This window comes from Aeromonas sp. Y293-4 (assembly GCF_027705905.1).
Lineage (GTDB): Bacteria > Pseudomonadota > Gammaproteobacteria > Enterobacterales > Aeromonadaceae > Aeromonas > Aeromonas veronii.
Genome location: NZ_JAPDCI010000019.1, coordinates 1 through 24,695, shown reverse-complemented (window position 1 = coordinate 24,695; position 24,695 = coordinate 1). Strand labels below are relative to the sequence as shown.

Below are 24,695 nucleotides of genomic sequence, written 5' to 3'. Positions count from 1 at the left end.
GTTTTATTGCTAGTTTTAGCAGTAGACGTTTTCATAAAAGGAATAAAAACATGACAGAAAAGCGCAATATTGCACAGAATCTGGCCGAAGATGAAGTGCTGCAATGGGTAACCTTCCAACTGGAAAACGAAACCTACGGCATCAATGTGATGCAGGTTCAGGAGGTGTTGCGCTACACCGAAATTGCACCGGTGCCGGGTGCGCCTGAGTACGTACTGGGGATCATCAACCTGCGTGGCAATGTGGTGACTGTCATCGATACCCGTTCCCGCTTCGGTCTGCCTTCCGGTGATGTTAGTGAAAACTCCCGGATTGTGATCATCGAGGCCGAGAAGCAGGTGATCGGCATCATGGTAGACAGCGTGGCGGAAGTGGTTTATCTGCGTTCTTCCGAAATCGATGCGGCACCTGCGGTCGGCACTGAAGAGAGCGCCAAGTTTATTCAGGGGGTGAGCAACCGCGATGGGCAACTGCTGATCCTGGTTGACTTGAACAAGCTGCTCTCCGATGAAGAGTGGGAAGATATCGGTTCCCTCTGATAAGTAAGGTGATGTTTTGATAATCGAGATGGTTGCCTTGGGGGTGTCCCTGATTGCCTTGGCGTTTGCCTCTTATATTTGGTTCAAGAGCAAGCGCAGCAAGCAGGAGTCCGAGGCCAGTGTGGCAACCCTGCAGGGTCAGTTGGAAAGCTTGCGCAAGCAGATGATGGAACTCCATACCGGCGCTATTGGCATGGGGCAGCGTCTGCAGTCGGTGGAAGGGGCGATGCAGCAGGTCAATGAACGCCAGCAAGAACTGACCATGCAGGATCCCGAACGCAGGCTCTACAGCCGAGCGGCAAAGATGGTCGAACTGGGCGCCGATCTTGATGAAGTCATGAGTGAGTGCGAGTTGCCAAAGGCAGAGGCCGAGCTCTTGATATCGTTGCGAAAAGGTCGCTCTTGATGATTCAGGAAGGCAATTGCCTTCCTGAATTTTATGGCGTGCAGCCGCTTGCCCCCCAGCTGCGTTGAGCGGATGGTTTCTACCGCATTTTCTTTGTGATCCCGGTCGCCAGTTAGTTCAATTGTTGCATCTTTGAAAAGACGTATTCCAATACTGTGTTAAGATGCAGACCGCTTCATTTTCTCTGAAAAAATCCCCATGCTGCTTCAAGTTAACAATCTGAGCTGCGTGCGCGAAGATCGCACTCTGTTTGAACACCTCTCTTTCTCTGTTGCGCCCGGCGATCTGGTGCAAATTGAAGGGCCCAACGGGGTCGGCAAGACCAGCCTGTTGCGGTTGTTGACCGGGCTGTCGCAGCCGTTTGCCGGTGAGGTGTGCTGGAATGGGGAGAATATTCGTCACTGTCGTGATGAGTATCATGCCAATCTGCTCTATCTCGGCCATCAGCCCGGTGTCAAAGCGGCGCTGACCCCTTTTGAAAACCTGAAGTTCTACCAGCAGTTACATCACCCGCAGCAAACCGAGATCGACTTGTGGCAGATATTGGCCCGGGTAGGGCTGGCCGGATTTGAAGAGAACCCGACTGGGCAACTCTCTGCCGGCCAGCAACGCCGGGTTGCCCTAGCCAGACTCTGGCTGTCACAGAAACCGGCACTCTGGATCCTCGATGAACCCTTTACCGCCATCGACAAGCAAGGGGTCAAGGTGCTCGAACAGCTCTTTCTGGCCCACGCCGAGCGGGGTGGCATGGTGATCCTCACCACTCATCAGGATCTGACCCTGATGCAGGGACGGCTGAAGACTATCTCGTTGACCCCCTTCGCATCGACATTGCAGGAGTAACGACGTGTTGCGCGCTGTTATGCATCTGATTCACCGTGAACTGCTGATGGCTCTGCGCCAGCGTTCCGATATTCTCAACCCGCTCTGGTTTTTCCTCATCGTCATCACCCTGTTTCCGTTAGGGATTGGCCCGGAGCCCAAACTGCTGGCCCGTATTGCCCCAGGGATTATCTGGGTGGCGGCGCTATTGGCGGCCATGTTGTCGCTGGAGCGGCTGTTTCGCGACGACTTTGCCGATGGCGCGCTGGAGCAGATGATGCTGATGCCGCACCCGCTGGGCTTGCTGGCGCTGGCGAAAGTGGTCGCTCACTGGCTGCTGACCGGCTTGCCGCTGCTGCTGATCTCTCCCTTGCTGGCGATTTTGCTGTCGCTGGATATGAACACCTATCTGGCTGTCGTCGCGACGCTGGCACTGGGCACTCCGGTATTGAGTCTGCTCGGCGCGGTCGGAGTCGCGTTGACGGTGGGACTGCGCAAAGGCGGGGTGCTGCTCAGTCTGCTGATCCTGCCGCTCTATATTCCGGTACTGATTTTTGCCACCTCAGCCATCGATGCCGCGGGGATGAGCTTGCCCTATGGCGGGCAGCTTGCCATTCTGGCCGCCATGCTGGTGGGGGCTTTGACACTGACGCCGCTGGCTGTGTCGGCGGCGTTGCGGGTCAGCCTCAACTGATGGCCGTGAGCTGAACCGGATTTGGCTCCGAACGGAGTCTTTTTGCAAAAAATAATGTTGCGATGGATCAAGGAGAGTGCCGCTTATTGCTTTCGGGGTATTTGATGCTGCCCTGCGGTCGGTATGGTAGGCCTCGCCAAACGATTAATAACAAAAAGGTTTTGTGAGCTATGTGGAAATGGTTGCACCCTTATGCCAAACCGGAGCGTGCCTATCAGCTGGCAGGCACGCTGTTGCCCTGGTTTGCGGTGATTAGTCTGCTCTCGTTTGTGATCGGCACTGTCTGGGGCCTCGCGTTTGCGCCAGCGGATTACCAGCAGGGAGATTCGTTCCGGATCATCTATATCCACGTGCCTTCCGCCATTCTCTCCATGGGGGCCTACTCCACCATGGCGGTGGCCGCTTTTATCGGCCTGGTGTGGCAGCTGCGGATGGCGGACATGACGGTTGCAGCCATTGCGCCGGTCGGCGCCGTATTTACCTTTATTGCCCTCTTTACCGGCGCCGCCTGGGGCAAACCCATGTGGGGTACCTGGTGGGTGTGGGATGCACGGCTCACCTCTGAGCTGATCCTGCTGTTTCTCTACCTCGGCGTGATTGCTCTCTACAACGCCTTCAGCGACAAGGTGGTCGCTGGCCGTGCGGCCGGCATTCTGGCACTGGTTGGGGTGATCAACCTGCCCATCATTCACTACTCGGTGGAGTGGTGGAACACCCTGCATCAGGGGGCCACCATCACCAAATTTGACAAACCTTCCATTTCACCCGAGATGCTTTGGCCGCTGCTGATCATGATCCTGGCATTTGCCGCATTTCTCGGGGCCCTGACCCTGATGCGTTTTCGCAATGAACTCCTGATGCGGGAGTGGCATCGCCCCTGGGTCAAAGAGATTGCAGAGCAGGAGAAGTAAGCATGCACTTTGCCTCTTTCAGTGATTTTATGGCGATGGGCGGTTACGCCTTCTATGTCTGGCTCTCTTTTGGCCTGACGCTGGTGTGTCTGGTCGGCATCATCATTTCTACCCGCATGAAAACCCGCAGCCTGCTCGCCGAGTTACGCAGCAAACAGGCGCGTGAGGCCCGTCGCAAGGCGGCCCAGCAGATGGAGAACACCCTATGAATCCGAGACGCAAAAAACGCCTCACCATCATTCTTGCCATCACCCTGGGTCTGGCGACCGTAAGCGGGCTGGTGCTCTACGCTCTCAGTCAGAATATCGACCTCTTCTATACCCCGAGCGAGCTGGTGGAGGGGAAGGGGCCGGACAAGATCAAGCCGGAAGAGGGGCAGCGCCTGCGCATCGGTGGGTTGGTCGTGCCGGGATCGGTACAGCGGGATCCCCAGAGCCTCAAGGTTGCCTTCAAGCTGGTGGATAATGGCGGTCATCTGGTGAAGGTCGAGTTTGACGGCATCCTGCCGGACTTGTTCCGTGAAGGGCAGGGGATTGTTGCCCAGGGCACTCTCAAGGATGCCACGACCGTAGAGGCGTTCGAGGTGCTGGCCAAGCACGATGAGAACTACATGCCGCCGGAAGTGGCCGATGCCACCAACGGCATGCACTTCAAGCCGGAGTATACCGAGGCGCAGTTGAAGGGAGCCAAGCAGTGATCCCTCTGGTGTTTGCCTTTTCCGCTTTGCCTGCCGTGCGTGGTGCGGCTGTTGTCACCGTTCAATTGAAAGGAATGCCTTCATGATCCCGGAATTAGGTCAGTTTGCGCTGATCCTGGCCTTTGCCACCGCCCTGCTGCTGGGGAGCTACCCACTACTGGGCGCCAGCTGGGGGCGTCTTGGCATGATGTCGGCGGCCCGTCCGCTCGCTTATGCCCAGTTTTTGTTACTGCTGCTGTCGTTTCTCTGCCTGACTTGGGCCTTTATCGATAACGACTTCACCGTGCAGTATGTGGCCACTAACTCCAACAGCCTGCTGCCGCTCGCCTATCGCATTTCCGCCGTATGGGGCGCCCACGAAGGCTCCCTGCTGCTGTGGGTACTGACCTTGGGTGGCTGGACCGCGGCGGTAGCCATGTTCAGCCGCCGTCTGCCGCTCGATGCGGTGGCTCGGGTACTCGGTGTGCTGGGGCTGATCTCGGTCGGCTTCACTGCCTTCGTGTTGTTCACCTCCGATCCCTTCACCCGCACCTTGCCCTATTTCCCGGTAGATGGTCGTGACCTCAATCCGCTTCTGCAGGATCCGGGTCTTATCTTCCATCCGCCTATGCTCTACATGGGTTATGTGGGCTTCTCGGTGGCGTTTGCCTTTGCCATTGCTTCGCTGATGACCGGTCGTCTCGATGCGACCTGGGCCCGCTGGTCTCGCCCCTGGACCATGGCTGCCTGGGTATTCCTGACCCTCGGCATCGTGCTCGGCTCCTGGTGGGCCTATTACGAGCTCGGTTGGGGCGGCTGGTGGTTCTGGGATCCGGTAGAAAACGCCTCGTTTATGCCTTGGCTCGCGGGCACCGCTCTGCTGCACTCGCTTGCGGTGAGCGAGAAGCGCGCCACTTTCAAGGCGTGGACCGTGCTGCTGGCCCTCTCAGCCTTCTCGCTGAGCCTGCTGGGTACCTTCCTGGTGCGCTCCGGCGTGCTGGTCTCGGTGCATGCGTTTGCCTCCGATCCGACCCGCGGTCTGTTTATTCTCGGCTTCCTGCTGGCGGTGATCGGCTCCTCCTTGCTGCTGTTTGCCTTTAAAGGCTCGCAGGTGAAGAGCCACGGCAAACACGAGCTGTGGAGCCGCGAGACCCTGCTGCTTTGCAACAACATCATGCTGGTGGCGGGTCTGCTGACCGTGTTGCTCGGTACCTTGCTGCCGCTGGTGCACAAGGAGCTGGGGCTGGGGAGCATTTCCATCGGTACTCCCTTCTTCAACCACATCTACAGCTGGCTGATCATCCCGTTTGCCCTGCTGCTGGGGATTGGCCCGCTGTTTCGCTGGCGTCGTCAGGAGCTGGGGGAACTCAAAAGCAAGGTGGTTGTGGCACTGGTGCTGAGTCTGGCCGCAGCCTTGCTGTTGCCGCTGCTCTTTGCCGAAACCTTCAAGCCGTGGGCGGCAGTAGGGATTGGTCTGGGGGCCTGGATCATCGTCACCAGCGTGCAGGAGACCTGGGCGCGAGCGACCCACAAGCACAGCTTTGCAGTCGGTGTGCGCAAGCTTGGCAACAGCCACTGGGCCATGATCCTCGGCCACGTGGGGCTGGCAGTCAGCATCATTGGTATCGCTTGCACCCAGAACTACAGCATCGAGAAGGATCTGCGGATGCAGGCGGGTGATCGGGTGCACTTTGCCGATTACGAGTTCGTCTTTGCCGGGATCAAGGAGAAGAACGGTCCCAATTACGATGGCTTCAAGGGCGTTCTGGAAGTGCACCGCAATGGCAAGCAGGTCGCCCTGCTCAAGCCCGAGAAGCGGATGTACAAGGTGAGCCGGATGCCGATGACCGAAGCGGCCATCGATGCCGGTATCACCCGCGATCTCTATGCGGCGCTGGGGGAACAGCTCGACAACGGCGCCTGGGCGGTGCGGATCTACTACAAGCCGTTCGTGCGCTGGATCTGGTTCGGCGGCGTCTTTATGGCCATTGGTGGCGTGCTGGCGATGCTGGACAAGCGTTACCGTTTCGGCCGTCGTGAGGAGGAGGCCAAGGCATGAACAAAAAGACCTGGTTGTTTTTAATCCCCTTTATCGTCTTTTTGCTGGGGGCAGTGTTCCTGTTCAAGGGGCTCTACTCCGATCCCACCAAGCTTGAGTCCGTGATGGTGGGCAAAGAGGTGCCGGTGTTCACCCTGCAGGACATTTACGATCTGAACAAGCAGCACGATCGCAGTATCCTGACCGGTCGCCCCATGCTGCTCAACGTCTGGGCCACCTGGTGCCCGACCTGCTATGGCGAGCACACCTACCTCAAACAGCTGGCGGGGCAGGGTATTCCCATCATCGGCATGAACTACAAGGATGAGCGCGACAAGGCGATCAAATGGCTGGCGGAGCTGGGCAACCCCTATCAGGTCAACCTCTATGATCCGGACGGCATGCTGGGGCTGGATCTCGGGGTATATGGCGCGCCGGAGACCTTCTTTATCGACAGCAAGGGGATCATCCGGTATCGCCACGTGGGGGATATTAACCCCGAGAACTGGGCATCGACCCTCAAGCCCATCTTTGATGCCATGAAGTGAGGGGAGTCCTGATGAGAGTATTTATTGCTTCCCTGCTGCTGTTGCTGGGATGGGGGGTGCAAGCGCCGGCCATGGCCGCTATCGATGTCTACACCTTCGACAACGACAATCAGGAGCAGGTCTTTCGCGAACTGACCAAGGAGCTGCGTTGCCCCAAGTGTCAGAACCAGGATATCGCCGACTCCAATGCGGGGCTGGCCAAGGACTTGCGCGACAAGACCTACCAGATGGTGCGCGAGGGCAAGGATAAAGAGGAGATCGTGGATTACATGGTGGCCCGCTACGGCAACTTTATCCTCTATAACCCGCCCCTGATGGCCTCCACCCTGATCCTCTGGCTCGGTCCGCTGCTGGTGATCCTGATTGGTGGCGCCGTGGTCGTGATGCGCAGTCGCCGGCCCCCTGCGGTGAAAAAACAACTGGATAACGCCTTGAGCGAGGAGGAGCAGCGCCGACTGGCCGAGCTGCTCAAAGAGGAAGAGAAACAATGACCGCTTTTTGGATAGTGATTGCGGGCTTGCTGGTGCTGGTGAGTCTGGCGCTCGTCGTGCCTCTGTGGCGTGGTGAAGGCAAACAGAGCATCAGTCGCTCGGCGCTCAACAAACAGCTCTATCGCCAGCGGCTGCTGGAGATTGGCGAAGAGCGCGAGCAGGGTGTCTTGGCTGAGGAGTCCGACTCGCTGGTCGAGCTGCAACGAAGTCTCTTGGATGATATTCCCGATGTGGAGCAGACTGCCCGCAGTGGCAAGAGTCTGATCTGGATCCCGGGTGTGCTGGTGCTGTTGGTGGTGAGTCTGGGGCTCTACTACAAGTTGGGCTCCTGGCAAGATGTGAGCCGTTGGCAAGATGCCAGCAGCCGTCTTGGCGAGCTGAGCAACCGCATTTTGGTGGAGCGGGATGCCCAGGTGACCGAGCAGGACCTGCTGGATTTCACGCTGGCACTGCGTACCCGCCTCAAGGATGAACCTAACGACTACCGCGGCTGGCTGCTGCTGGGACGTTTGGCGCTGGATGGCAATGATCCCGAGATGGCCAGCGAGGCGCTGGAGCGGGCCTACACGCTTGCCCCCCAGAAGTCGCTGGTGGCGGTGCCTTACGCGCAGGCGCTGATGATGACGGGGGATGAGGCGCAAGCGGATGCCCTGTTGCAGGCTGCTATCGCGCAGGATCCGGACAATATTGAAGCGCGTTCCGTCTATGCCTTTATGGCGCTGCAAAAAGAGGACTTCCAGACCGCGCTGGCTCGCTGGCAGGCGATGTTGCCACTGATGGAGAAAGGTACCCCCCGTTACGTGATGGTCGAGCGCTCCATGGAGTATGCCCGCGCGCAACTTAAACAGCGCGGCATCGAGGTGACGAATTCAGGCGCAGCCAAAGCGGGCGCAGTTGAGGGACAACCGCTGGCGGTGAAGGAGGGGGAATTCCCCATCCACGTCACGTTGGCGGCGGGCATTCAGATGCCGGAAGATGCCCATCTCTTCGTCTTTGCCGTGGTGCCCAACGGGCCGCCTATGCCCATCGCCGTGAAGCGTATCGCAGGGCCAACCTTGCCTGTTACCCTGTCACTCGGGGATGGCGATGCCATGATGGAAGGTAGCAAACTGGTGGCCTATCCGGAGCTGCAGTTCAAGGCACGTCTCTCGCGCGGTGGCAATGTGATGAACAAGGAAGGAGCCTTCGAAGGGGTATCCGGGCCGGTCAAGACGGCCGAGATCCCTGCTGCTCCGATTGACATCCGCATCGATCACGCCCTCTAATATGCCTTTGGATAACCCGGCTCCTGGATAGGAGCCGGGTTATCTATACTTCTGATAAATCAAAATAAAACGTCAGGACAATCATATGTATCTTCGTTCAGGGGCCATACTGGCAGCCCTCTTGCTGGCTGGCTGTGCCGGTGGCCCACCCAAGCCTGGCCCAGAGAGTCTGGATCTCAATCCCGGCATGAATAATCCGGGAGCCACCAGTACGGCGGCCGATCCGCGCGATCCCTTCCAAGGGGCCAACCGGGCCATGTGGGCGGTCAACTATGATGTGCTGGAGCCCTATGTGGCACGTCCTGTGGTACATGCCTATGCCCGCTACATTCCGGTAGGGGTGAAGGATGGCATTGCCAACTTTGTTGCCAACTTTGATGAGCCAAGCAGCATGGTGAACCATCTGATCACCGGTGATTTGAAAGGGGCAGGCACCAACCTGGGGCGCTTTACACTCAACACCACGGTCGGTCTGCTGGGTATCTTCGATGTGGCCAAACATGCCGGCCTTGAGCGCAACAAGCTGGAGATGGATACCGTGCTGGGCAGGGCCGATATCGGTAATGGTGCCTACATCATGGTGCCTGTTTACGGCCCGACTACCACCCGGGAGCTGGTTGGCGATGCGATTGACAGCTTCTACTTCCCCTATGCCTTGTTAACCTTCCCGATGAAGGTTGCACATTGGGCACTGGATGGCTTGGGCACACGTGCCAAGCTGATCGATCAGGAGCGGATCATCGACAACTCCCTCGATCCTTATGCGCTGACCAAGGACTTCTACCTGCAATATAACCAGGGCAAGGTGACGGGCAAGCAGACCGAGCTGAAAGCGTCTCAGCAAGAGCAGGCTGACGATGCCAATCTGGATGAATACATGGACGAGCTGGACCAGTAAGCGGGTCATCTCGATATGTAAAAGGCGCCTGCGGGCGCCTTATTCATTTACGCAGCCCTATCGAGATAAAAAAACGCCCCGCAGTGCGGGGCGTTTTGGCAAGCGAGGCTGATTAAGCAGCCAGATTCTTGGCCACGAATTCCCAGTTAACCAGAGCCCAGAAGGTTTCCATGTACTTCGGACGCAGGTTGCGGAAGTCGATGTAGTAGGCGTGCTCCCACAGGTCAACGGTCAGCAGCGGGGTGGTACCGGCTTCAGTCAGCGGGCAGCCGGCGTTGGAGGTGTTGACGATAGCCAGAGAGCCGTCAGCTTTCTTCACCAGCCAAGTCCAGCTGGAACCGAAGTTGCCGATGGCAGACTTGGTGAAGGCATCTTTGAACTCGGCGAAGGAGCCGAATGCCTTGTTGATGGCATCAGCCAGGGCGCCAGTCGGCTCGCCACCGCCATTCGGGGAGAGGCAGTGCCAGTAGAAGGTGTGGTTCCAGATCTGGGCGGCGTTGTTGAAGATGCCGCCGTTGGAGGTCTTGATGATCTCTTCCAGAGACTTGCCTTCAAACTCGGTACCCGGCACCAGATTGTTCAGGTTGACCACGTAGGTGTTGTGGTGCTTGCCGTGGTGATATTCCAGAGTTTCCTGGGAGATGTGCGGTTCCAGAGCGTTGATTGCATAGGGCAGAGCGGGAAGTTCGAATGCCATTTTCTACTCTCCATTGGCTGGACCGTGCGAAGGCGACGGTTGCAAGACATTGCGTACTCTTTTCTATATGTGAAAAGAGTTGTTTTTAAAATGATGGGGCTGGGTAGCCCAAAGCCAAGGGATTGTAGCAGTATCAAAGATGGCCTAACAACTCTTGATTGGCGCCATGATCGCGATCAATCCTGTGTGGGTTCTTTGCACAATTCAAGCCGGGTCACCTCTTTGTCAGTTTGTGCTCGGGCAAGATTGCAGTAGAATGGCCGCCGAAATCGCTCTAGTGAGGCACCTATGGAAACTATTGAAAAGATTAAGCAGCAGCTGGCTGACAACCCCATCATCATCTACATGAAGGGCTCCCCCAAGCTACCCAGCTGTGGCTTCTCTGCCCAGGCCTCCCAGGCTCTGATGTCCTGCGGCGAGCCGTTTGCCTACGTTGATATCCTGCAAAATCCGGATATCCGCGCCGAATTGCCAAAATTCGCCAACTGGCCGACCTTCCCCCAACTGTGGGTTGAAGGTGAGCTGATCGGTGGCTGTGACATCATGATCGAGATGTTCCAGGCTGGCGAGTTGCAGGCTCTGATCAAAGAGACTGCAGCCAAGTACAAGAAAGATGATGCTGCAGCCGAGTAATCGGTTCTGTGTTGTCGAGAGGGAGCCTTATAGGCTCCCTTTTTTATTGTCCCGGTTCTGGCAGGCAAGCAACTGATTGCCGGTTGCAAAAAGCAACGCAATTGCCCTGAAAAATCTAATCCTTACTGATTTGTTTTGGAGTTGTTAATTATATTGTTTGCCAATATATGATTACTTTTTTTAATCCATTTGGATTCAAGTGTTGCTGCCATCACATTTTTTGATAATTTCACCGTAACGCAGTCTCTTTGTAGTTTTTTTTGTGTTTATGCTCACATTAATTGCAAGTGATAGAACCTAGTATCGCTTCGCCCTGTGAAATAAAACCCTACAAATTAATAAATAAAAAGAGATTTGCGATGAAGATGTATAGCAATCTGCCCATTGGTCTTCATGATATTACTGAAGCCAAAAAAAGACTGACCAATCATATATACAAGACCGCGCAACTACCCTCTAACTACATCAGCGAACGTTGCCATGGCGAGGTTTACCTCAAGCTTGAAAACATGCAACGTACAGGCTCTTTTAAAATTCGTGGCGCCTTCAACAAGCTCAGTTCATTAAGTCTGGAAGACCGACAAAAAGGTGTTGTCGCCTGCTCGGCGGGCAATCATGCCCAAGGTGTATCACTCTCCAGTGCTATGCTGGGAATTGATGCCAAGGTGGTCATGCCTTGCTGTGCCCCCAAATCAAAAATTGCTGCAACCAGTGACTATTCAGCCAAAGTGATCCTCCATGGAAATAGCTTCAATGACACCATTGCCAAAGTCAGCGAAATCGTGGAGATGGAAGGCCGCGTATTTATCCCCCCCTTCGACGATGCAAAAGTAATTGCCGGCCAGGGCACCATTGGCCTGGAAATTATCGAAGATTTGTATGATGTCGATAACATCATAGTGCCGATCGGTGGCGGTGGTTTGATTGCTGGTGTTGCCATGGCTATCAAATCTATTAATCCGACCATCAAGGTGATTGGTGTGCAATCCGAGAATGTGCACGGTATGGCGGCCTCTTTCTATGCCGGTACCATGACCAATCACAGAACCAGCAGCACGCTGGCCGATGGCTGTGATGTGGCAAGACCCGGTTCACTGACCTTCGAAATCGTCAAACAATTGGTGGATGATATTGTACTGGTCACCGAGGATGATATTCGTCACAGCATGGTTGACCTTATTCAGCGCAACAAGGTGATTACCGAAGGGGCGGGAGCTCTGGCCTCGGCAGCGCTGCTCAGTGGCAAGCTGAAACATTATGTCGAAGGTAAAAAGACCGTCAGCATTATTTCGGGTGGCAATATTGATCTGACCCGGATCGCCGAAATTATCGAACAGAACAATATTCGTCAATTTAGCCTGTAAGGAATGCAGTCATGATATTAGACAGTGTTGTCACCGGCAGTAAAGAGAATACGCGTGCATGGCGTAAATCGGATACCACATGGGGATTAGGTCTGTTCGGTACTGCTATCGGGGCGGGGGTCTTGTTCTTTCCAATCCGGGCCGGATATGGTGGTCTGATCCCAATATTAATCATGCTGGTGCTGGCTTACCCCATTGCATTTTATTGCCACAGGGCGTTGGCCAGATTATGTCTTTCTGGCAGTAATCCATCGGCAAATATTACTGAGACCGTTGAAGAACATTTTGGCAAGATGGGTGGAGTGGTAATTACCTTCCTCTATTTCTTTGCCATCTGCCCACTGCTGTGGATATATGGTGTGACGATCACCAATACCTTTATGGCATTTTGGGAGCATCAACTACAGTTGGTTCCGCTTAATCGAGGTGTGGTTGCACTGGCATTGTTGATGTTGATGGCATTCGTGATCTACTTCGGTAAAGATCTGATGGTCAAGGTGATGAGCTATCTGGTCTTTCCCTTTATTGCCAGTCTGATCGTTATATCTCTCTCCCTCGTCCCGTACTGGAACAGTGCCGTCTTTGATCAGGTCAATCTGAGCGAGATATCGATGTTTGGTCACGATGGTATTCTGGTTACCGTCTGGCTTGGGATCTCCATCATGGTCTTCTCCTTCAACTTCTCGCCGATTGTCTCCTCTTTCATTGTCTCCAAACGGGAAGAGTATGAGCAGGAGTTCGGGCGTGATTTTACCGAGAAGCGCTGCTCGAAGATTATCTCCGGTGCCAGCATGCTGATGGTGGCCGTAGTGATGTTCTTTGCCTTCAGCTGCCTCTTTACCCTGTCACCGCAAAATATGGCGGAAGCCAAAGCCCAGAACATTCCGGTGCTCTCCTATCTGGCCAACCACTTCTCCTCAATGACGGGCAGCAAGTCTGCGTTTGCCACCACTTTGGAGTATGCGGCGTCCATCATTGCGCTGGTTGCCATCTTCAAATCCTTCTTTGGCCACTATCTGGGGACGCTGGAAGGGTTGAACGGCCTCATCCTCCGCTTTGGCTACCAGGGCGACAAGAGCAAGGTTTCCAGTAAAAAACTCAACATGGTCAGTATGTTGTTCATCATGGGTTCGACCTGGCTGGTCGCTTATGTGAACCCCAACATCCTCGACCTGATTGAGGCCATGGGGGCGCCGATCATCGCTTCCCTGCTCTGTCTGCTGCCGATGTATGCGGTGAGCAAGACACCGGCACTGGCAAAATATAAAGGTCAGGCCAGCAACCTGTTTGTCACCATCATAGGTGTGCTGACCATCCTGAATATTGTTTCCAAGCTGTTCTGAAAACCTTTTCTGAAAGTCATCAACCATTCAGGCCCCCCTGGCGGGGTCTGCATGGCGCAGTCAGAAGTGCGCAATAACCTGTTCTTGGTTGGCCCAATTATGTGGGCCCAGGGCAAGGCTATCCGTGATTTGGCCACCACACTCAGTGGTAAATATGTTCTGACTGCAGTGACTCGACATCATAAATATCGAGGCGATGTAATGAAGTTTGATTCGTTGGTTCTGGTTATCAATTGCGGCTCTTCGTCGGTCAAATTCTCGGTACTGGACAGTAAAACCTGCGAGGTAGCGATATCCGGTATAGCGGATGGTATTGATACAGCCCATCCCCAATTGCAAGTGGGTAAAGAGCCCGCAATGTCATTACCTGAAAATAACCACACCTGTGCATTGGCTGCCATTGCGGCTGAATTGAAAAAACGGGATCTGCTGGATGCGATTTTGCTGGTTGGTCATCGAATTGCGCATGGTGGCAGTGAATTTAGCGAAGCCGTGATTATTGATGAACATGTCTTGGCCAAAATAAAGCAGGTGTCACCCTTGGCCCCCCTGCACAATCACGCCAATCTGAGCGGTGTGATGGCGGCTCGTCAGCTATTTCCGACACAACCCCAAATTGCGGTATTTGATACCGGCTTTCACCAGACCCTCAAGCCGGAAGCCTATATCTATGGGCTGCCTTATCAATATTTGCAGGATTACGGTGTGCGCCGTTATGGCTTCCATGGCACCTCTCATCGCTATGTCGCCGAGCAGGCTTGCGTATTTATGGGGCTGGATGAGCAGCATGCCGGTCTGGTCATCGCCCATCTGGGCAATGGCGCCTCTATTTGTGCGGTACAGGATGGCAAGAGTGTCGATACCTCGATGGGGATGACCCCGCTGGAGGGGCTGATTATGGGCAGTCGCAGCGGTGATATCGACTTTGGTGCGCTGGCCTATATCGCCAGCAAGAGCGGGCAATCCATCGAGGATGTCGAACGGATATTGAACAAGCAGTCCGGCCTGCTGGGTATTTCGGGGCTCTCCTCCGATATGCGGGTATTGGAAGCTGCCTATCACGAAGGACATCCCGGGGCGAAATTGGCCATTCACGCTTTTGTCCATCGTATTGCCCGCCATATTGGCGGTCATGCCACCTCATTGCGCCGACTGGATGCCATTATTTTCACCGGCGGTATTGGCGAGAACTCCACGTTTATCAGAAAGCTGGTGTGCGAACGACTTCAGGTATTTGGCGTAGCGATCAGCGAGCCGTTTAACCAGCGTCCCAATAGCGAGGGCTGCCGGGTGATTTCGGCGGCAGAGTCCATGGTACTGGCGGCAGTTATTCCCACCAATGAAGAGAAAATGATCGCGCTGGATGCCATTCGTCTGGGGCAGCTGGTTCGTCAGGCCGAGTGCGTCTGACATATTCCACTGTAGTGTCATGAGTAGTGAATGAGGTTTATTTGATGAAAGTTGATATGCAATTGGATCATGATAAATTCCGCCTGGCATGGCAAGGGTTTGCCGGTGAAAACTGGAAGCACGAGATCAACGTCCGTGATTTTATCCAGCAGAACTACACCCCCTATGAAGGTGACGAACAGTTTTTAGCGGATGCGACCGAAGCGACCACCACTTTATGGAACAAGGTGATGGAGGGGATCCGCATCGAGAATGCCACCCACGCGCCGGTCGATTTTGATACCAATATTGCCACGACCATCACCGCCCACGGGCCGGGCTATATCGAGCAGGGGCTGGAAAAGATTGTTGGCCTGCAAACCGACAAGCCCCTTAAAAGAGCACTGCACCCGTTTGGCGGTGTAAATATGATCCGCAGCTCTTTTGAAGCATATGGCCGGGAGATGGATCCCGAATTTGAATATACCTTCAGCGAATTGCGCAAAACCCATAACCAGGGCGTGTTCGACGTCTACTCTCCCGAGATGTTGCGCTGCCGAAAATCGGGAATTTTGACCGGTTTGCCGGATGGTTACGGTCGTGGTCGAATTATCGGAGATTATCGTCGGGTCGCGCTCTATGGCATAGATTATCTAATCCGTGAGCGGGAGCTGCAGTTTGCCGATCTGCAACCGGCTCTTGAGCGGGGAGAGCAGCTGGAGCAGGTGATCCGCCAGCGCGAGGAGCTGGCCGAGCACAAGCGGGCACTGGTGCTGATCAAGCAGATGGCGGCCAACTACGGCTTCGATGTCTCAGGGCCAGCACGCACGGCGCAGCAGGCAGTGCAGTGGCTCTACTTTGCCTATCTGGCGGCGGTGAAGTCGCAAAATGGCGGGGCCATGTCCCTCGGTCGTACTGCCACTTTCCTCGACATCTATATCGAGCGGGATCTTAAGGCGGGGCTTATCAGCGAGCAGGATGCCCAGGAGCTGGTTGATCACTTCATCATGAAGATCCGCATGGTACGTTTCCTGCGTACCCCGGAGTTTGACTCCCTCTTCTCCGGCGATCCCATCTGGGCGACCGAGGTGATTGGTGGCATGGGGCTGGATGGTCGTACTCTGGTGACCAAGAACTCCTTCCGCTACCTCCACACCCTCAAGACCATGGGGCCAGCGCCTGAGCCCAACCTCACCATCCTCTGGGCGGAAGGGCTGCCGCGGGCCTTCAAGACCTATGCGGCTCGCGTCTCCATCGATACCTCATCCCTGCAGTATGAGAACGATGACCTGATGCGCACCGACTTCGAGAGCGATGATTACGCCATCGCCTGCTGCGTGAGTCCCATGGTGATCGGCAAGCAGATGCAGTTCTTCGGTGCCCGCGCCAACCTCGCCAAGACCCTGCTCTATTGCATCAACGGCGGGGTGGACGAGAAGCTTAAGATCCAGGTTGGCCCGAAAGTGGCGCCCATCATGGACGAGGTGCTGGATTACGACACCGTCATGGCCAGCCTCGACAGCTTTATGGATTGGCTGGCAGTGCAGTACATCAGCGCGCTCAACCTTATTCACTACATGCACGACAAGTACAGCTACGAGGCTTCGTTGATGGCGCTGCACGATCGCGACGTCTATCGCACCATGGCCTGCGGCATTGCCGGTCTGTCGGTGGCGGTCGATTCGCTGGCGGCCATCAAGTACGCTCGGGTCAAGCCGGTGCGCGATGCTGACGGGCTGGCGGTCGATTTCGTGATTGAGGGGGAGTATCCCCAGTACGGCAACAACGACGAGCGGGCCGACTCCATCGCCTGCGATCTGGTCGAGCGCTTCATGAAGAAGATCCAGGCGCTGCCGACCTACCGCAATGCGGTACCGACCCAGTCGATCCTGACCATCACCTCCAACGTGGTCTATGGCCAGAAGACCGGCAACACCCCGGATGGCCGCCGCGCTGGCGCGCCGTTTGCGCCGGGGGCTAATCCTATGCACGGTCGGGATCGAAAAGGGGCGGTCGCCTCGCTCGCCTCGGTGGCCAAGCTGCCGTTCAAATACGCCAAGGACGGGATCTCCTACACCTTCTCCATCGTGCCGGGGGCGCTCGGCAAGGAGCCGGCCAATCGCGAGAGCAATCTGGTGGGGCTGATGGATGGCTACTTCCATCATGAGCGGGATGTGGAAGGGGGTCAGCACCTCAACGTCAATGTGATGAATCGCGAGATGCTGCTGGATGCCATCGAGAATCCGGACAAGTACCCCAGCCTGACCATCCGGGTCTCCGGTTATGCGGTGCGCTTCAACGCCCTGACCCGCGAGCAGCAGCAGGACGTCATCTCCAGAACCTTCACCAACATGATGTAACTCTCATGCCCGGGGTGAGCAGGTTTGCTCCGGGCCTACTTTTTGTTTGTCAGCACGAGGAAGTAACAGATGCGACAGGTTATCACTACCAAAGCGGCGCCGGGCGCCATCGGCCCCTATGTGCAGGCCACCCGGATTGGCAACATCCTCTACACTTCCGGTCAGATCCCGCTGGACCCGGTGAGCGGCGACGTTGCGGAAGGGATCGAAGCGCAGACCCTGCGCTCCCTGCAAAACGTACAGGCGATTGTCGAGGCGGCAGGCGGCGAGGTGCGCAACATCTTCAAGACCACGGTGTTTGTCTCGGATCTGAACGACTTTGCTGCGGTGAATCAGGTCTACAACGACTTCTTCACCGAGCACGATGCCATGTATCCGGCTCGCTCCTGCGTAGAAGTGGCTCGGTTACCGAAGGATGTGAAGATCGAGATAGAGGCGATTGCTGCGCTGGAGTCCTGACGCGGCGATCCTTATCAATAAAAAGAGCGGCAGCCCGAGGGCTGCCGCTCTTTTTTCATCGAACCCGCCGTGCGCGATAAGGGCGCAAGGAGCAGGTCATTCTGGATCAGGCGATCCGTTCGATACGAGCCATGTAGAAGCCGTCGAAGCCGGTCTCGGACGGGCTCACGGTGTGATCGTCACGCAGACGGAAGTTTTCGTTGGCGGCGAGGAACTTGTCCACCTGCTGGCGGTTCTCCTCGGGCAGGATGGAGCAGGTTGCATAGACCAGCAGGCCGCCGACTTTCACCATCTGGCTGTAACGCTGCAGGATCTCTTCTTGCAGCGCGACCAGCACCGGCAGACGCTCGGCGGTATCACGCCACTTGGCATCCGGATTGCGCTTGAGTACGCCTAGACCGGAGCAGGGCACGTCCAGCAGTACGCGGTCGGCGCTCTCTTTGAGGCGCTTGACGGTCTTGCTGCTGGTGATGACCCGGGTTTCCACGTTGTGGGCACCGGCGCGACGGGCGCGCTGCTTGAGGTTCTCCAGCTTCCACTCTTCCACATCCATCGCCAGCAGACGGCCTTTGCCCTGCATCATGGCGGCGATGTGCAGGGTCTTGCCACCGGCACCGGCGCAGGCGTCGATGACGCGCATGCCCGGGGTGACCTCCAGAGCCGCAGCAACCAGCTGGGAGCCTGCGTCCTGCTGCTCGAAGCAACCATCGGCAAAGGCCTTGGTACGGAACAGGGCGGCGTCCGAGGTGACCTGCAGGGCAGTCTCCACACCATCAACCGGAATGGTGGTGACCTGCTCTTTGGCTAGAATGGCTTGCAGCTCATCACGGGTGCACTTGAGGGTGTTGACCCGCAGGTAGCGCTTGGGCATCCAGGCCAGAGCGGCACGCTCGGCAGGCCAGGCTTCCCCCAGCTGCTCGCTACCCAGTTTCTCCAGCCAGCTCGGGCAACCATCCATCAATACCGGGTTCTTCTTCGCCTCGGTCAGACGTCGGCGGAATGCTTCTTCATTGAAGCGATCCAGGGTCGGGTGGTTGGGCTGGGCAATTTTGTGGAAGGCATGCCAGCTGTGCAGCAGCGGCCAGACATTCTTTTCGGCCTGACGCACCTGAATACCGGTGAGGAAACAATAGAGGCTGAGACGGCGCAGCAGGTCGCCGGTGACCAGGGCAATCCTTGCCTGTTCTTGCGGTTTGAGTTCGATGCCGGAGAAGTGACGGGCATAAGCGCGGTCGAGGGTAAGACCCTGACCGAGCACATCGTCAATAATGGCAACGACCAGATCCCCGAAACGGGGCAACAGTGGGGATTTGAGCATGAGATTAACCTTGGCCAGATAAAGATGAACCGCACCTTTGTGAAGAGGGACAGTTCTAAAATTGACAAATCCGCGCAATGATAGGGGTTAGATGGGGTTGGCGCAACACTCCCCATGGGTGAGTGGCTGAAACAGTGGCGCCGGGCTTTTTGATTCGGCGGGATAATGATGCCGGTAATGGTTCAAAAAAGTGCATGACTACAAGGATGACAAAGATGCATGTGACCAGTAAGTGTTCGTTGGCCTTGTTGGTGGCCAGTTTGTTGGGGTCAACCAGCCTGATGGCCAGCGAGTGGAGCACGGTAGCCGCCAGAGCGACTGCGGAGCAAGGTTATGAGGTGCGGGCCAATCAGTTTCGGGTGGCCAAGGTGCCGCTCGACTATTTTGCCGGGCTGCAAGCCGGGGCGAGTGAGCTGACTCTGCCGCTGCCCGATGGGGGGGAGGTCACCTTTGCTCTGGAAGCCTACGACTTGCTGCCTGCAGATCTCGCCGCCAAGTATCCGCAGATCCGCACCTTCAAGGGTCACAACCCGGCGCATCCGATAGAGACAGGGCGCTTCGATCTGGGGCCGCAAGGTTTCCACGCCATGTTCAGCCATCAGGGCAGGATGGTGTTTGTCGATCCGCTGCGCAATGCCGAAGGCTATGCCGTCTATTATCAGCAAGATGCCTTTAGCCGCTTGGAAGAGGATGCGGACAAGGTGGTTGGTGTCGATAGCAAAGTCCTTGCTCGCAAGGTGTTGGTGGATGGCAATGTCCGCAAGCGCTACATCATCGCGATCTCGGCAGCCGGTGAGTACACCCGATATCACGGTGGCTCCCAAGTGCTGGCCCTGGCGGCGATTGCCACTTTGCTAAATCGGGTGAATGAAGTTTATCAGCGCGATGTGGGCGCAGAGTTTCATCTTGCTAGCAAGAATATCAATCTCATTTTTACCGATCCGGCTACTGACCCGTTCACCAATTCGGATTCGGATGGGGATGAGAATGTCAAGGTGCAGGCGAAGGCCTTTGCTGATGGTGATTTGGGGGCCTTTGATATCGGTCATGTTCTCAATACTGGAGGTGGTGGCTTGGCAACGTTGGGGGTGTTATGTGTCGATGCCCTGCCGCCCTATTACGCCTATGGCGCCAAGTCATCTGGCATGACGGGTTTAAAAGAACCTGTAGGTGACGCTTTTTTCATCGACTATGTGGCCCATGAGATTGGTCACCAACTCGGTGCCGATCACACCTTTAACGGTACCACTGGCAGTTGTGGTGGTGGCAATAGGGCTGATACACAGGCATATGAACCGGGAAGCGGCAGCTCTATCATGGCCTATGCTGGGATCTGCGGTGAAGAGAATATCCAGCCACACAGCGATCCCTATTTTCATAGCAAGTCCATCGAGCAGATGCGAGCGCATATGGCGACCGTATCGACTTGTGGAACCACACTCCCGTTGAGCAATAATGCCCCGCAGGCTGCCGCCGGAAACGATTATGTGATCCCGGCCAATACGCCTTTTGTCCTGAAGGGCGCGGGCTCGGATCTGGACGGTAATCCTCTGCTCTATACTTGGGAGCAGATCGATCTGGGCAACGAATCGAGCAGTGCCGCAACCATGGTTGACGATGGCACCCGGCCGCTGTTTCGCTTTTTCTCTCCCACGGCATCGCCGGAGCGGATCCTGCCGAGTTTGCCATCCTTGCTCTCCGGCAATCTTGCCAAAGGGGAGGCCTGGCCGACCACTAATCGGGATCTCAATTTCAGACTGACGGTGCGAGATGGTCAGGGGGGCGTCGCCAGCGATGATATGAAGGTGCAAGTGATCAATACCGGCGCGGCATTTCGCATTACTAGCCCCATTTCCGGGGTCTCTCTCACGCCGGGGGGCAGTCAGTCACTGACATGGGACGTGGCTGGCACCACAGTGGCCCCCATCAGTTGCAGCAAGGTGGATATCTCGGTGACCCAGAACGAGGGCTCAAGCTGGGCGACCCTGGCCACCAGCCAGCCTAACAGCGGCTCGGCCACTGTGACCCTGCCGGGCAATCTCACCAGCAGCGTCAGGTTGAAAGTGGCTTGCCGCGACAATATTTTCTTTGCCATCAGCCCCCTCAAACTGCCTCTGGTACAAAGTGGCTCGACTTCAGGTGGCGGCGGTGGTGGGGCGCTCGGGGTGTGGACCCTGGCACTGGCGCTGCTCGGCTGGCAACGGAGGCGCAGATGAGGGGGATAGCTGTGTTGCTGCTTGCCATGCTCGGCGGCTGTCAGGTTGATGCCGGCACGCTGGAACAGGAGCTGAGTGCAAACCTCGCCAGGCAGGATTACCGCCTGATAGTGATAGCCGGGCGGGGAGAGTTCGCCCCCGGTATTGCAGTCGAACAGCAGGCAGAGGCCAAGGGGCGCTGTGGCAAGCGTTATCTGGATGGATTGGGCGATGTGATAAGGCCCGGTCAGCAAGAGATACATGCCAAGTTGAGCGCTTACGCCAGCGAGTATAACCAGCGTATGGTGATTCATTGCCCAATAGCATCGGGCGCTGGCAAGCAGTAATACACCAACGAACCAATCCAAATGGAGGGGATATTCATCCCCCTATCTATCCGTGAAGGCGCCAATGGCGCCTTCACTTTTTCCGTTGTTGAATGGGGCCAGTCTGTATTGCCTGAGATGGGGAGCGCGGGTGTAGCACGATTTTTCAGCGTGACAGAAGTTTTGTGCGAATTTTCTTTTCTGTCTGTCACGCAGATCGTCAATTGACGCTGCACCATACTTGTTGTCACCAGGGTAGGGCAAGGAGGCTCTATGAAGCATGGCATTGCGGTGATTATCACCAGTTTGTCTGTTCAGGTTGCAGCAGAACCACAGTGGACCTTCATGGATGAAAACTTGGAAAGGGGAGGGGTCTATGATGTGCGAGCTGAAAAGGTCAGAGTGGTGGTTCCTGACAAGCCTTTTGAACCCGGGCATCTCGCCAGTGTATTGACCTTGCCATTGCCGGATGGCACTACGGTGCAGTTTGATGTTCATCCCAATGCCTTGCTCCCGGAGTCTTTGGCCCAGCGCTACCCTTCTATCAATACTTACAGTGGGAAGGCTATCGATCGGGCGGCGGATACAGGCCGATTTGATGTCACCATACATGGTTTTCACGGTATGTTTACCCATCAGGGGCGTACCTTTTATGTCGATCCGCTTCAGGACGGTTTCTCTTATGCCGTTTATGAACAGCAAGATGCTTGGCGGCGACAGGATGTGGATCAGGTGATTGATCCTCATGGTATCGAGCGTGAGCGAGCTGTGCTGGTCGATGGCAATTTGCGCAAGCGCTACACCATCGCCATCTCGGCAACCGGGGAATATACTCAGTATCACGGTGGTACCAAGGTTGCAGCACTCTCGGCCATTGCAACACTGCTTAATCGGGTCAATGAAGTCTATCGCCGTGATGTGGGGGCCGAGTTTCAGCTTGCAGCTGATACGGATAATGTGATTTTCACCGATCCTGCGACGGATCCTTTCACCAACTCGACTCAGGATATCGCAATCAACCAGACCCAACAGGGGGTGTTGCTCAATCCTTCTTTTGATCTGGGCCATCTGCTGGCGACATCAGGCGGCGGGGTGGCGACCCTGAGATCTTTATGCAACCCTTTCAGCCGTTCACGGGGCATGACCGGAGGCTCACAGCCTATCGGTGATGCGTTCTTTATTGATTATGTGGCTCACGAATTGGGGCACCAGCTGGGGGCCGAGCACTCCTTCAATGGCATGGCCGACAGTTGTGCAACAGGTCGCAAGGCTAGCTCAGCCTGGGAACCGGGCAGTGGCTCGACCATCATGGCCTATGCCGGGATCTGTGGTGAGGAGAATCTGCAGGTTAACAGCACACCTTTTTTTCACAGCAAGTCGATCGAGCAGATGCGGGCTCTGATGGCCTCTCTGCCCTCCTGCGGCACCGACCTGGCGCTTGCCAATAACGCGCCGGTTGTGGATGCGGGGGGCGATAGGGTGATCCCCGCCAATACGCCTTTCACTCTTGTCGGTAGTGCGCTGGATCTGGATGGTCATCCCCTCAGTTACACCTGGGAGCAGGTTGATCTTGGCAATGCATCCTACAGCGTGGCAACCATGGTGGATGATGGAACCCGCCCGCTGTTTCGCTTTGTTTCACCAACATCGGATCCCCGTAGAACATTGCCCGCCATGAGCTCTCTGATATCGGGTGTCTTGGCCAAAGGAGAGGCGTGGCCTGCGACCAATCGCAATCTCCAGTTCCGCCTTACCGTACGTGATGGTCAGGGGGCGGTGAGCAGTGATGAAATGGTGGTTCAGGTGATCAATACCGGCGCGGCATTTGCCATCACAGCTCCGCAGATCGGCGCCATGGTGGCGGGTAGCACTCAGCTAGTGACATGGAATGTTGCCGGGACCGATCAGCCTCCTATCAATTGTCCCAGAGTGGATTTGGCACTGACACAGAATGGTGGTTCTACGTGGACTACGCTGGCAAGCGGGCTTGCCAATAACGGTTCGGCCAGTGTGGTGTTGCCTGCACCGTTGACCAGCACGGCCAGGCTGAAGCTGGCATGCAGCAATAATATTTTTTTTTCTATCAATGGGATAAGAGGTAATGCGTCTGCCACTACGGAAAGTGCAACTGTCATTACCGACAACAATGCGGGTGGCGGCGGTGGTGGTGGTGCAGTGAATCTTATCGTGATCCTCCTGATGGGAGGGGCAGCCGGATGGCGCAGGTATTACGGTTAGCCGTCAGTTTGCTGTTTCTATATATCTGCGCAGCGCCTGTTGTGGCCGCATCACTGACCGAGGCAATAGATGAAAGTCTTGCTGCTCAGGATTATCGGCTCATCGTGCGTGGCGGGCGCGGCGGTATGGCTCCGGGGGTTGTGGAGTCATTGCAAGCAGAAGCGAGAACCCGGTGCGGAGTCCGTTATCTGAAAGGGTTCGGTGATGTAATTGAGATGGGCAAGGAGTCTGAGTTTGAGCAGCGGATTGACTATGCCACCCGATATAACCGACAGATGCTGGAAAGGTGCATGCCGGAGGCGATTTCAAGGCCGTAGTGGCTGTTTCACAACGGCGTGTAAATCGGCATGATTGGAGTTATAACTCTAATATTCCAAACATAGTGATAGTCTCATGGGAATGATTCGATGACTCACATATGAGCCCCTATATACTTTTTTGGAGTTTTAACTCTATTAAAAAGAACTGCTGAAAATGCTAACAAAATGAGCTGTTTATAAACTATGACTCACTAACTTTATGATTTTAAATGAAATAAAATCCATTTAATTTTTATTGAAAAAGTTGAATTGTGATTTGCGTCACGTTATTCTCGCCGGCTGTTCAGTCAGGTGATTAATAATGATGAAGTTCACAATAAATGCAATCTCAGTTGTCATCGCAATGTCAGCCAATATCGCGCTGGCATCCCCATGGCATATGATCGAAAAACGCAGCAAGCAGGCCGATGAACCTGTAAGGGCTCGCGCATACAATATCTTTGAGGTAGAACCGGATTTTTTAGAAAATCTGCGCTTGGGCCAAACCGTGATTGCGCTACCATTGCCTGATGGCAAGATGGTGCAATATGAATTGGAAGCCTATTCCGTATTACCGCCTGCGCTGGCAGCAAAATACCCAGATATCATGACCTATAAAGGGCATGAAGTGGGTACCGCCAGCAATACCGGTCGCTTTAATATTTCTCCACGCGGTTTTAACGGCATGTTTATGCATGCTGGAGAGCAGGCAGGGCGAGATCGTGAACGTTTTGAAGCAATGTTAAGAGGATTTGACCGACCGATCTGGGTGTGATCTTATACTCT

General features: G+C 55.6%; 25 protein-coding genes. 23 read left to right on the top strand and 2 right to left on the bottom strand.

All coding sequences use genetic code 11. The features are described from left to right. Nucleotides 1-50 precede the first annotated feature (50 nt). The 12 genes from OKC31_RS18220 to OKC31_RS18165 all read left to right on the top strand — a co-directional run bounded on the left by OKC31_RS18220 (nucleotide 51) and on the right by OKC31_RS18165 (nucleotide 9,288). Nucleotides 51-539, top strand: a complete 489-nt coding sequence (locus OKC31_RS18220; protein WP_005298836.1) for a chemotaxis protein CheW — start codon at nucleotides 51-53, stop codon at nucleotides 537-539. Between the two features lie 28 nt (nucleotides 540-567). After that, nucleotides 568-945 (top strand): DUF2802 domain-containing protein, encoded by a 378-nt coding sequence (locus tag OKC31_RS18215; protein ID WP_005353661.1) that lies wholly within the window; start codon nucleotides 568-570, stop codon nucleotides 943-945. Between the two features lie 198 nt (nucleotides 946-1,143). Further along, a complete protein-coding gene (gene ccmA, locus OKC31_RS18210) occupies nucleotides 1,144-1,788 on the top strand; it encodes a cytochrome c biogenesis heme-transporting ATPase CcmA (protein WP_005362034.1) in 645 nt (214 codons plus the stop codon). A 4-nt stretch (nucleotides 1,789-1,792) separates the two neighbouring features. Beyond that, nucleotides 1,793-2,461: a heme exporter protein CcmB gene (gene ccmB / locus OKC31_RS18205; RefSeq protein WP_005353658.1), complete on the top strand. Its 669-nt coding sequence runs from the start codon at nucleotides 1,793-1,795 to the stop codon at nucleotides 2,459-2,461. A gap of 170 nt (nucleotides 2,462-2,631) precedes the next feature. Further along, nucleotides 2,632-3,372: a heme ABC transporter permease gene (locus OKC31_RS18200; protein WP_005334687.1), complete on the top strand. Its 741-nt coding sequence runs from the start codon at nucleotides 2,632-2,634 to the stop codon at nucleotides 3,370-3,372. A 2-nt stretch (nucleotides 3,373-3,374) separates the two neighbouring features. Then, a complete protein-coding gene (ccmD, locus tag OKC31_RS18195) occupies nucleotides 3,375-3,581 on the top strand; it encodes a heme exporter protein CcmD (protein WP_005353657.1) in 207 nt (68 codons plus the stop codon). Continuing rightward, a complete protein-coding gene (gene ccmE / locus OKC31_RS18190; protein ID WP_005334685.1) occupies nucleotides 3,578-4,069 on the top strand; it encodes a cytochrome c maturation protein CcmE in 492 nt (163 codons plus the stop codon). Before ccmD ends, ccmE begins: the two co-directional genes overlap by 4 nt. 82 nt (nucleotides 4,070-4,151) lie before the next feature. Next, the gene (locus OKC31_RS18185) at nucleotides 4,152-6,107 is read left to right on the top strand and encodes a heme lyase CcmF/NrfE family subunit (RefSeq protein WP_193860087.1); all 1,956 of its coding nucleotides are present in this window, start codon (nucleotides 4,152-4,154) and stop codon (nucleotides 6,105-6,107) included. Further along, the gene (locus tag OKC31_RS18180) at nucleotides 6,104-6,634 is read left to right on the top strand and encodes a DsbE family thiol:disulfide interchange protein (protein WP_005353655.1); all 531 of its coding nucleotides are present in this window, start codon (nucleotides 6,104-6,106) and stop codon (nucleotides 6,632-6,634) included. The genes OKC31_RS18185 and OKC31_RS18180 overlap by 4 nt, the downstream gene beginning before the upstream one ends. A gap of 11 nt (nucleotides 6,635-6,645) precedes the next feature. Beyond that, complete coding sequence (locus tag OKC31_RS18175; protein WP_139433172.1) at nucleotides 6,646-7,125, top strand: cytochrome c-type biogenesis protein; 480 nt, start codon at nucleotides 6,646-6,648, stop codon at nucleotides 7,123-7,125. Continuing rightward, nucleotides 7,122-8,390 (top strand): c-type cytochrome biogenesis protein CcmI, encoded by a 1,269-nt coding sequence (gene ccmI, locus OKC31_RS18170; protein WP_270657366.1) that lies wholly within the window; start codon nucleotides 7,122-7,124, stop codon nucleotides 8,388-8,390. The genes OKC31_RS18175 and ccmI overlap by 4 nt, the downstream gene beginning before the upstream one ends. Nucleotides 8,391-8,475: 85 nt before the next feature. After that, nucleotides 8,476-9,288, top strand: coding sequence for an MlaA family lipoprotein (locus tag OKC31_RS18165; protein WP_005334673.1), 813 nt, complete (start codon nucleotides 8,476-8,478; stop codon nucleotides 9,286-9,288). Between the two features lie 112 nt (nucleotides 9,289-9,400). Here OKC31_RS18165 and sodB read toward each other — a convergent pair whose 3' ends face one another. Next, complete coding sequence (gene sodB / locus OKC31_RS18160; protein ID WP_005334664.1) at nucleotides 9,401-9,985, bottom strand: superoxide dismutase [Fe]; 585 nt, start codon at nucleotides 9,983-9,985, stop codon at nucleotides 9,401-9,403. 288 nt (nucleotides 9,986-10,273) lie between these two features. On the opposite strand from sodB, the gene OKC31_RS18155 reads away from it, so the two are divergent. The 6 genes from OKC31_RS18155 to OKC31_RS18130 all read left to right on the top strand — a co-directional run bounded on the left by OKC31_RS18155 (nucleotide 10,274) and on the right by OKC31_RS18130 (nucleotide 17,533). Next, a complete protein-coding gene (locus tag OKC31_RS18155; protein ID WP_005353650.1) occupies nucleotides 10,274-10,618 on the top strand; it encodes a Grx4 family monothiol glutaredoxin in 345 nt (114 codons plus the stop codon). Nucleotides 10,619-10,977: 359 nt separating this feature from the next. Beyond that, nucleotides 10,978-11,982 (top strand): bifunctional threonine ammonia-lyase/L-serine ammonia-lyase TdcB, encoded by a 1,005-nt coding sequence (gene tdcB / locus OKC31_RS18150; protein WP_005334660.1) that lies wholly within the window; start codon nucleotides 10,978-10,980, stop codon nucleotides 11,980-11,982. A gap of 11 nt (nucleotides 11,983-11,993) precedes the next feature. Continuing rightward, on the top strand, nucleotides 11,994-13,325 hold the full coding sequence (gene tdcC, locus OKC31_RS18145; RefSeq protein ID WP_019444738.1) for a threonine/serine transporter TdcC: 1,332 nt from the start codon (nucleotides 11,994-11,996) through the stop codon (nucleotides 13,323-13,325). A 51-nt stretch (nucleotides 13,326-13,376) separates the two neighbouring features. Beyond that, nucleotides 13,377-14,735 (top strand): propionate kinase, encoded by a 1,359-nt coding sequence (tdcD, locus tag OKC31_RS18140; protein ID WP_270657365.1) that lies wholly within the window; start codon nucleotides 13,377-13,379, stop codon nucleotides 14,733-14,735. 44 nt (nucleotides 14,736-14,779) lie between these two features. Beyond that, nucleotides 14,780-17,074 (top strand): formate C-acetyltransferase, encoded by a 2,295-nt coding sequence (gene pflB, locus OKC31_RS18135; protein WP_407707117.1) that lies wholly within the window; start codon nucleotides 14,780-14,782, stop codon nucleotides 17,072-17,074. Between the two features lie 69 nt (nucleotides 17,075-17,143). Beyond that, nucleotides 17,144-17,533, top strand: a complete 390-nt coding sequence (locus OKC31_RS18130) for a RidA family protein (RefSeq protein WP_108541336.1) — start codon at nucleotides 17,144-17,146, stop codon at nucleotides 17,531-17,533. 106 nt (nucleotides 17,534-17,639) lie between these two features. Here the strand turns inward: OKC31_RS18130 and OKC31_RS18125 are convergent, their stop codons facing one another. Beyond that, the gene (locus OKC31_RS18125; protein WP_270657362.1) at nucleotides 17,640-18,851 is read right to left on the bottom strand and encodes an RsmB/NOP family class I SAM-dependent RNA methyltransferase; all 1,212 of its coding nucleotides are present in this window, start codon (nucleotides 18,849-18,851) and stop codon (nucleotides 17,640-17,642) included. A gap of 215 nt (nucleotides 18,852-19,066) precedes the next feature. On the opposite strand from OKC31_RS18125, the gene OKC31_RS18120 reads away from it, so the two are divergent. From OKC31_RS18120 to OKC31_RS18100, 5 genes are all read left to right on the top strand, one after another. Further along, complete coding sequence (locus OKC31_RS18120; RefSeq protein WP_270657361.1) at nucleotides 19,067-21,067, top strand: reprolysin-like metallopeptidase; 2,001 nt, start codon at nucleotides 19,067-19,069, stop codon at nucleotides 21,065-21,067. Further along, the gene (locus OKC31_RS18115; RefSeq protein WP_270657360.1) at nucleotides 21,064-21,393 is read left to right on the top strand and encodes a hypothetical protein; all 330 of its coding nucleotides are present in this window, start codon (nucleotides 21,064-21,066) and stop codon (nucleotides 21,391-21,393) included. Before OKC31_RS18120 ends, OKC31_RS18115 begins: the two co-directional genes overlap by 4 nt. Before the next feature lie 252 nt (nucleotides 21,394-21,645). Continuing rightward, a complete protein-coding gene (locus OKC31_RS18110) occupies nucleotides 21,646-23,610 on the top strand; it encodes a reprolysin-like metallopeptidase (RefSeq protein WP_247823183.1) in 1,965 nt (654 codons plus the stop codon). Continuing rightward, entirely contained in the window at nucleotides 23,589-23,927 is a 339-nt protein-coding gene (locus tag OKC31_RS18105; RefSeq protein WP_080768659.1) for a hypothetical protein, read from the top strand. Before OKC31_RS18110 ends, OKC31_RS18105 begins: the two co-directional genes overlap by 22 nt. A gap of 304 nt (nucleotides 23,928-24,231) precedes the next feature. After that, the gene (locus OKC31_RS18100; RefSeq protein WP_270657359.1) at nucleotides 24,232-24,684 is read left to right on the top strand and encodes a hypothetical protein; all 453 of its coding nucleotides are present in this window, start codon (nucleotides 24,232-24,234) and stop codon (nucleotides 24,682-24,684) included. Nucleotides 24,685-24,695 lie beyond the last annotated feature (11 nt).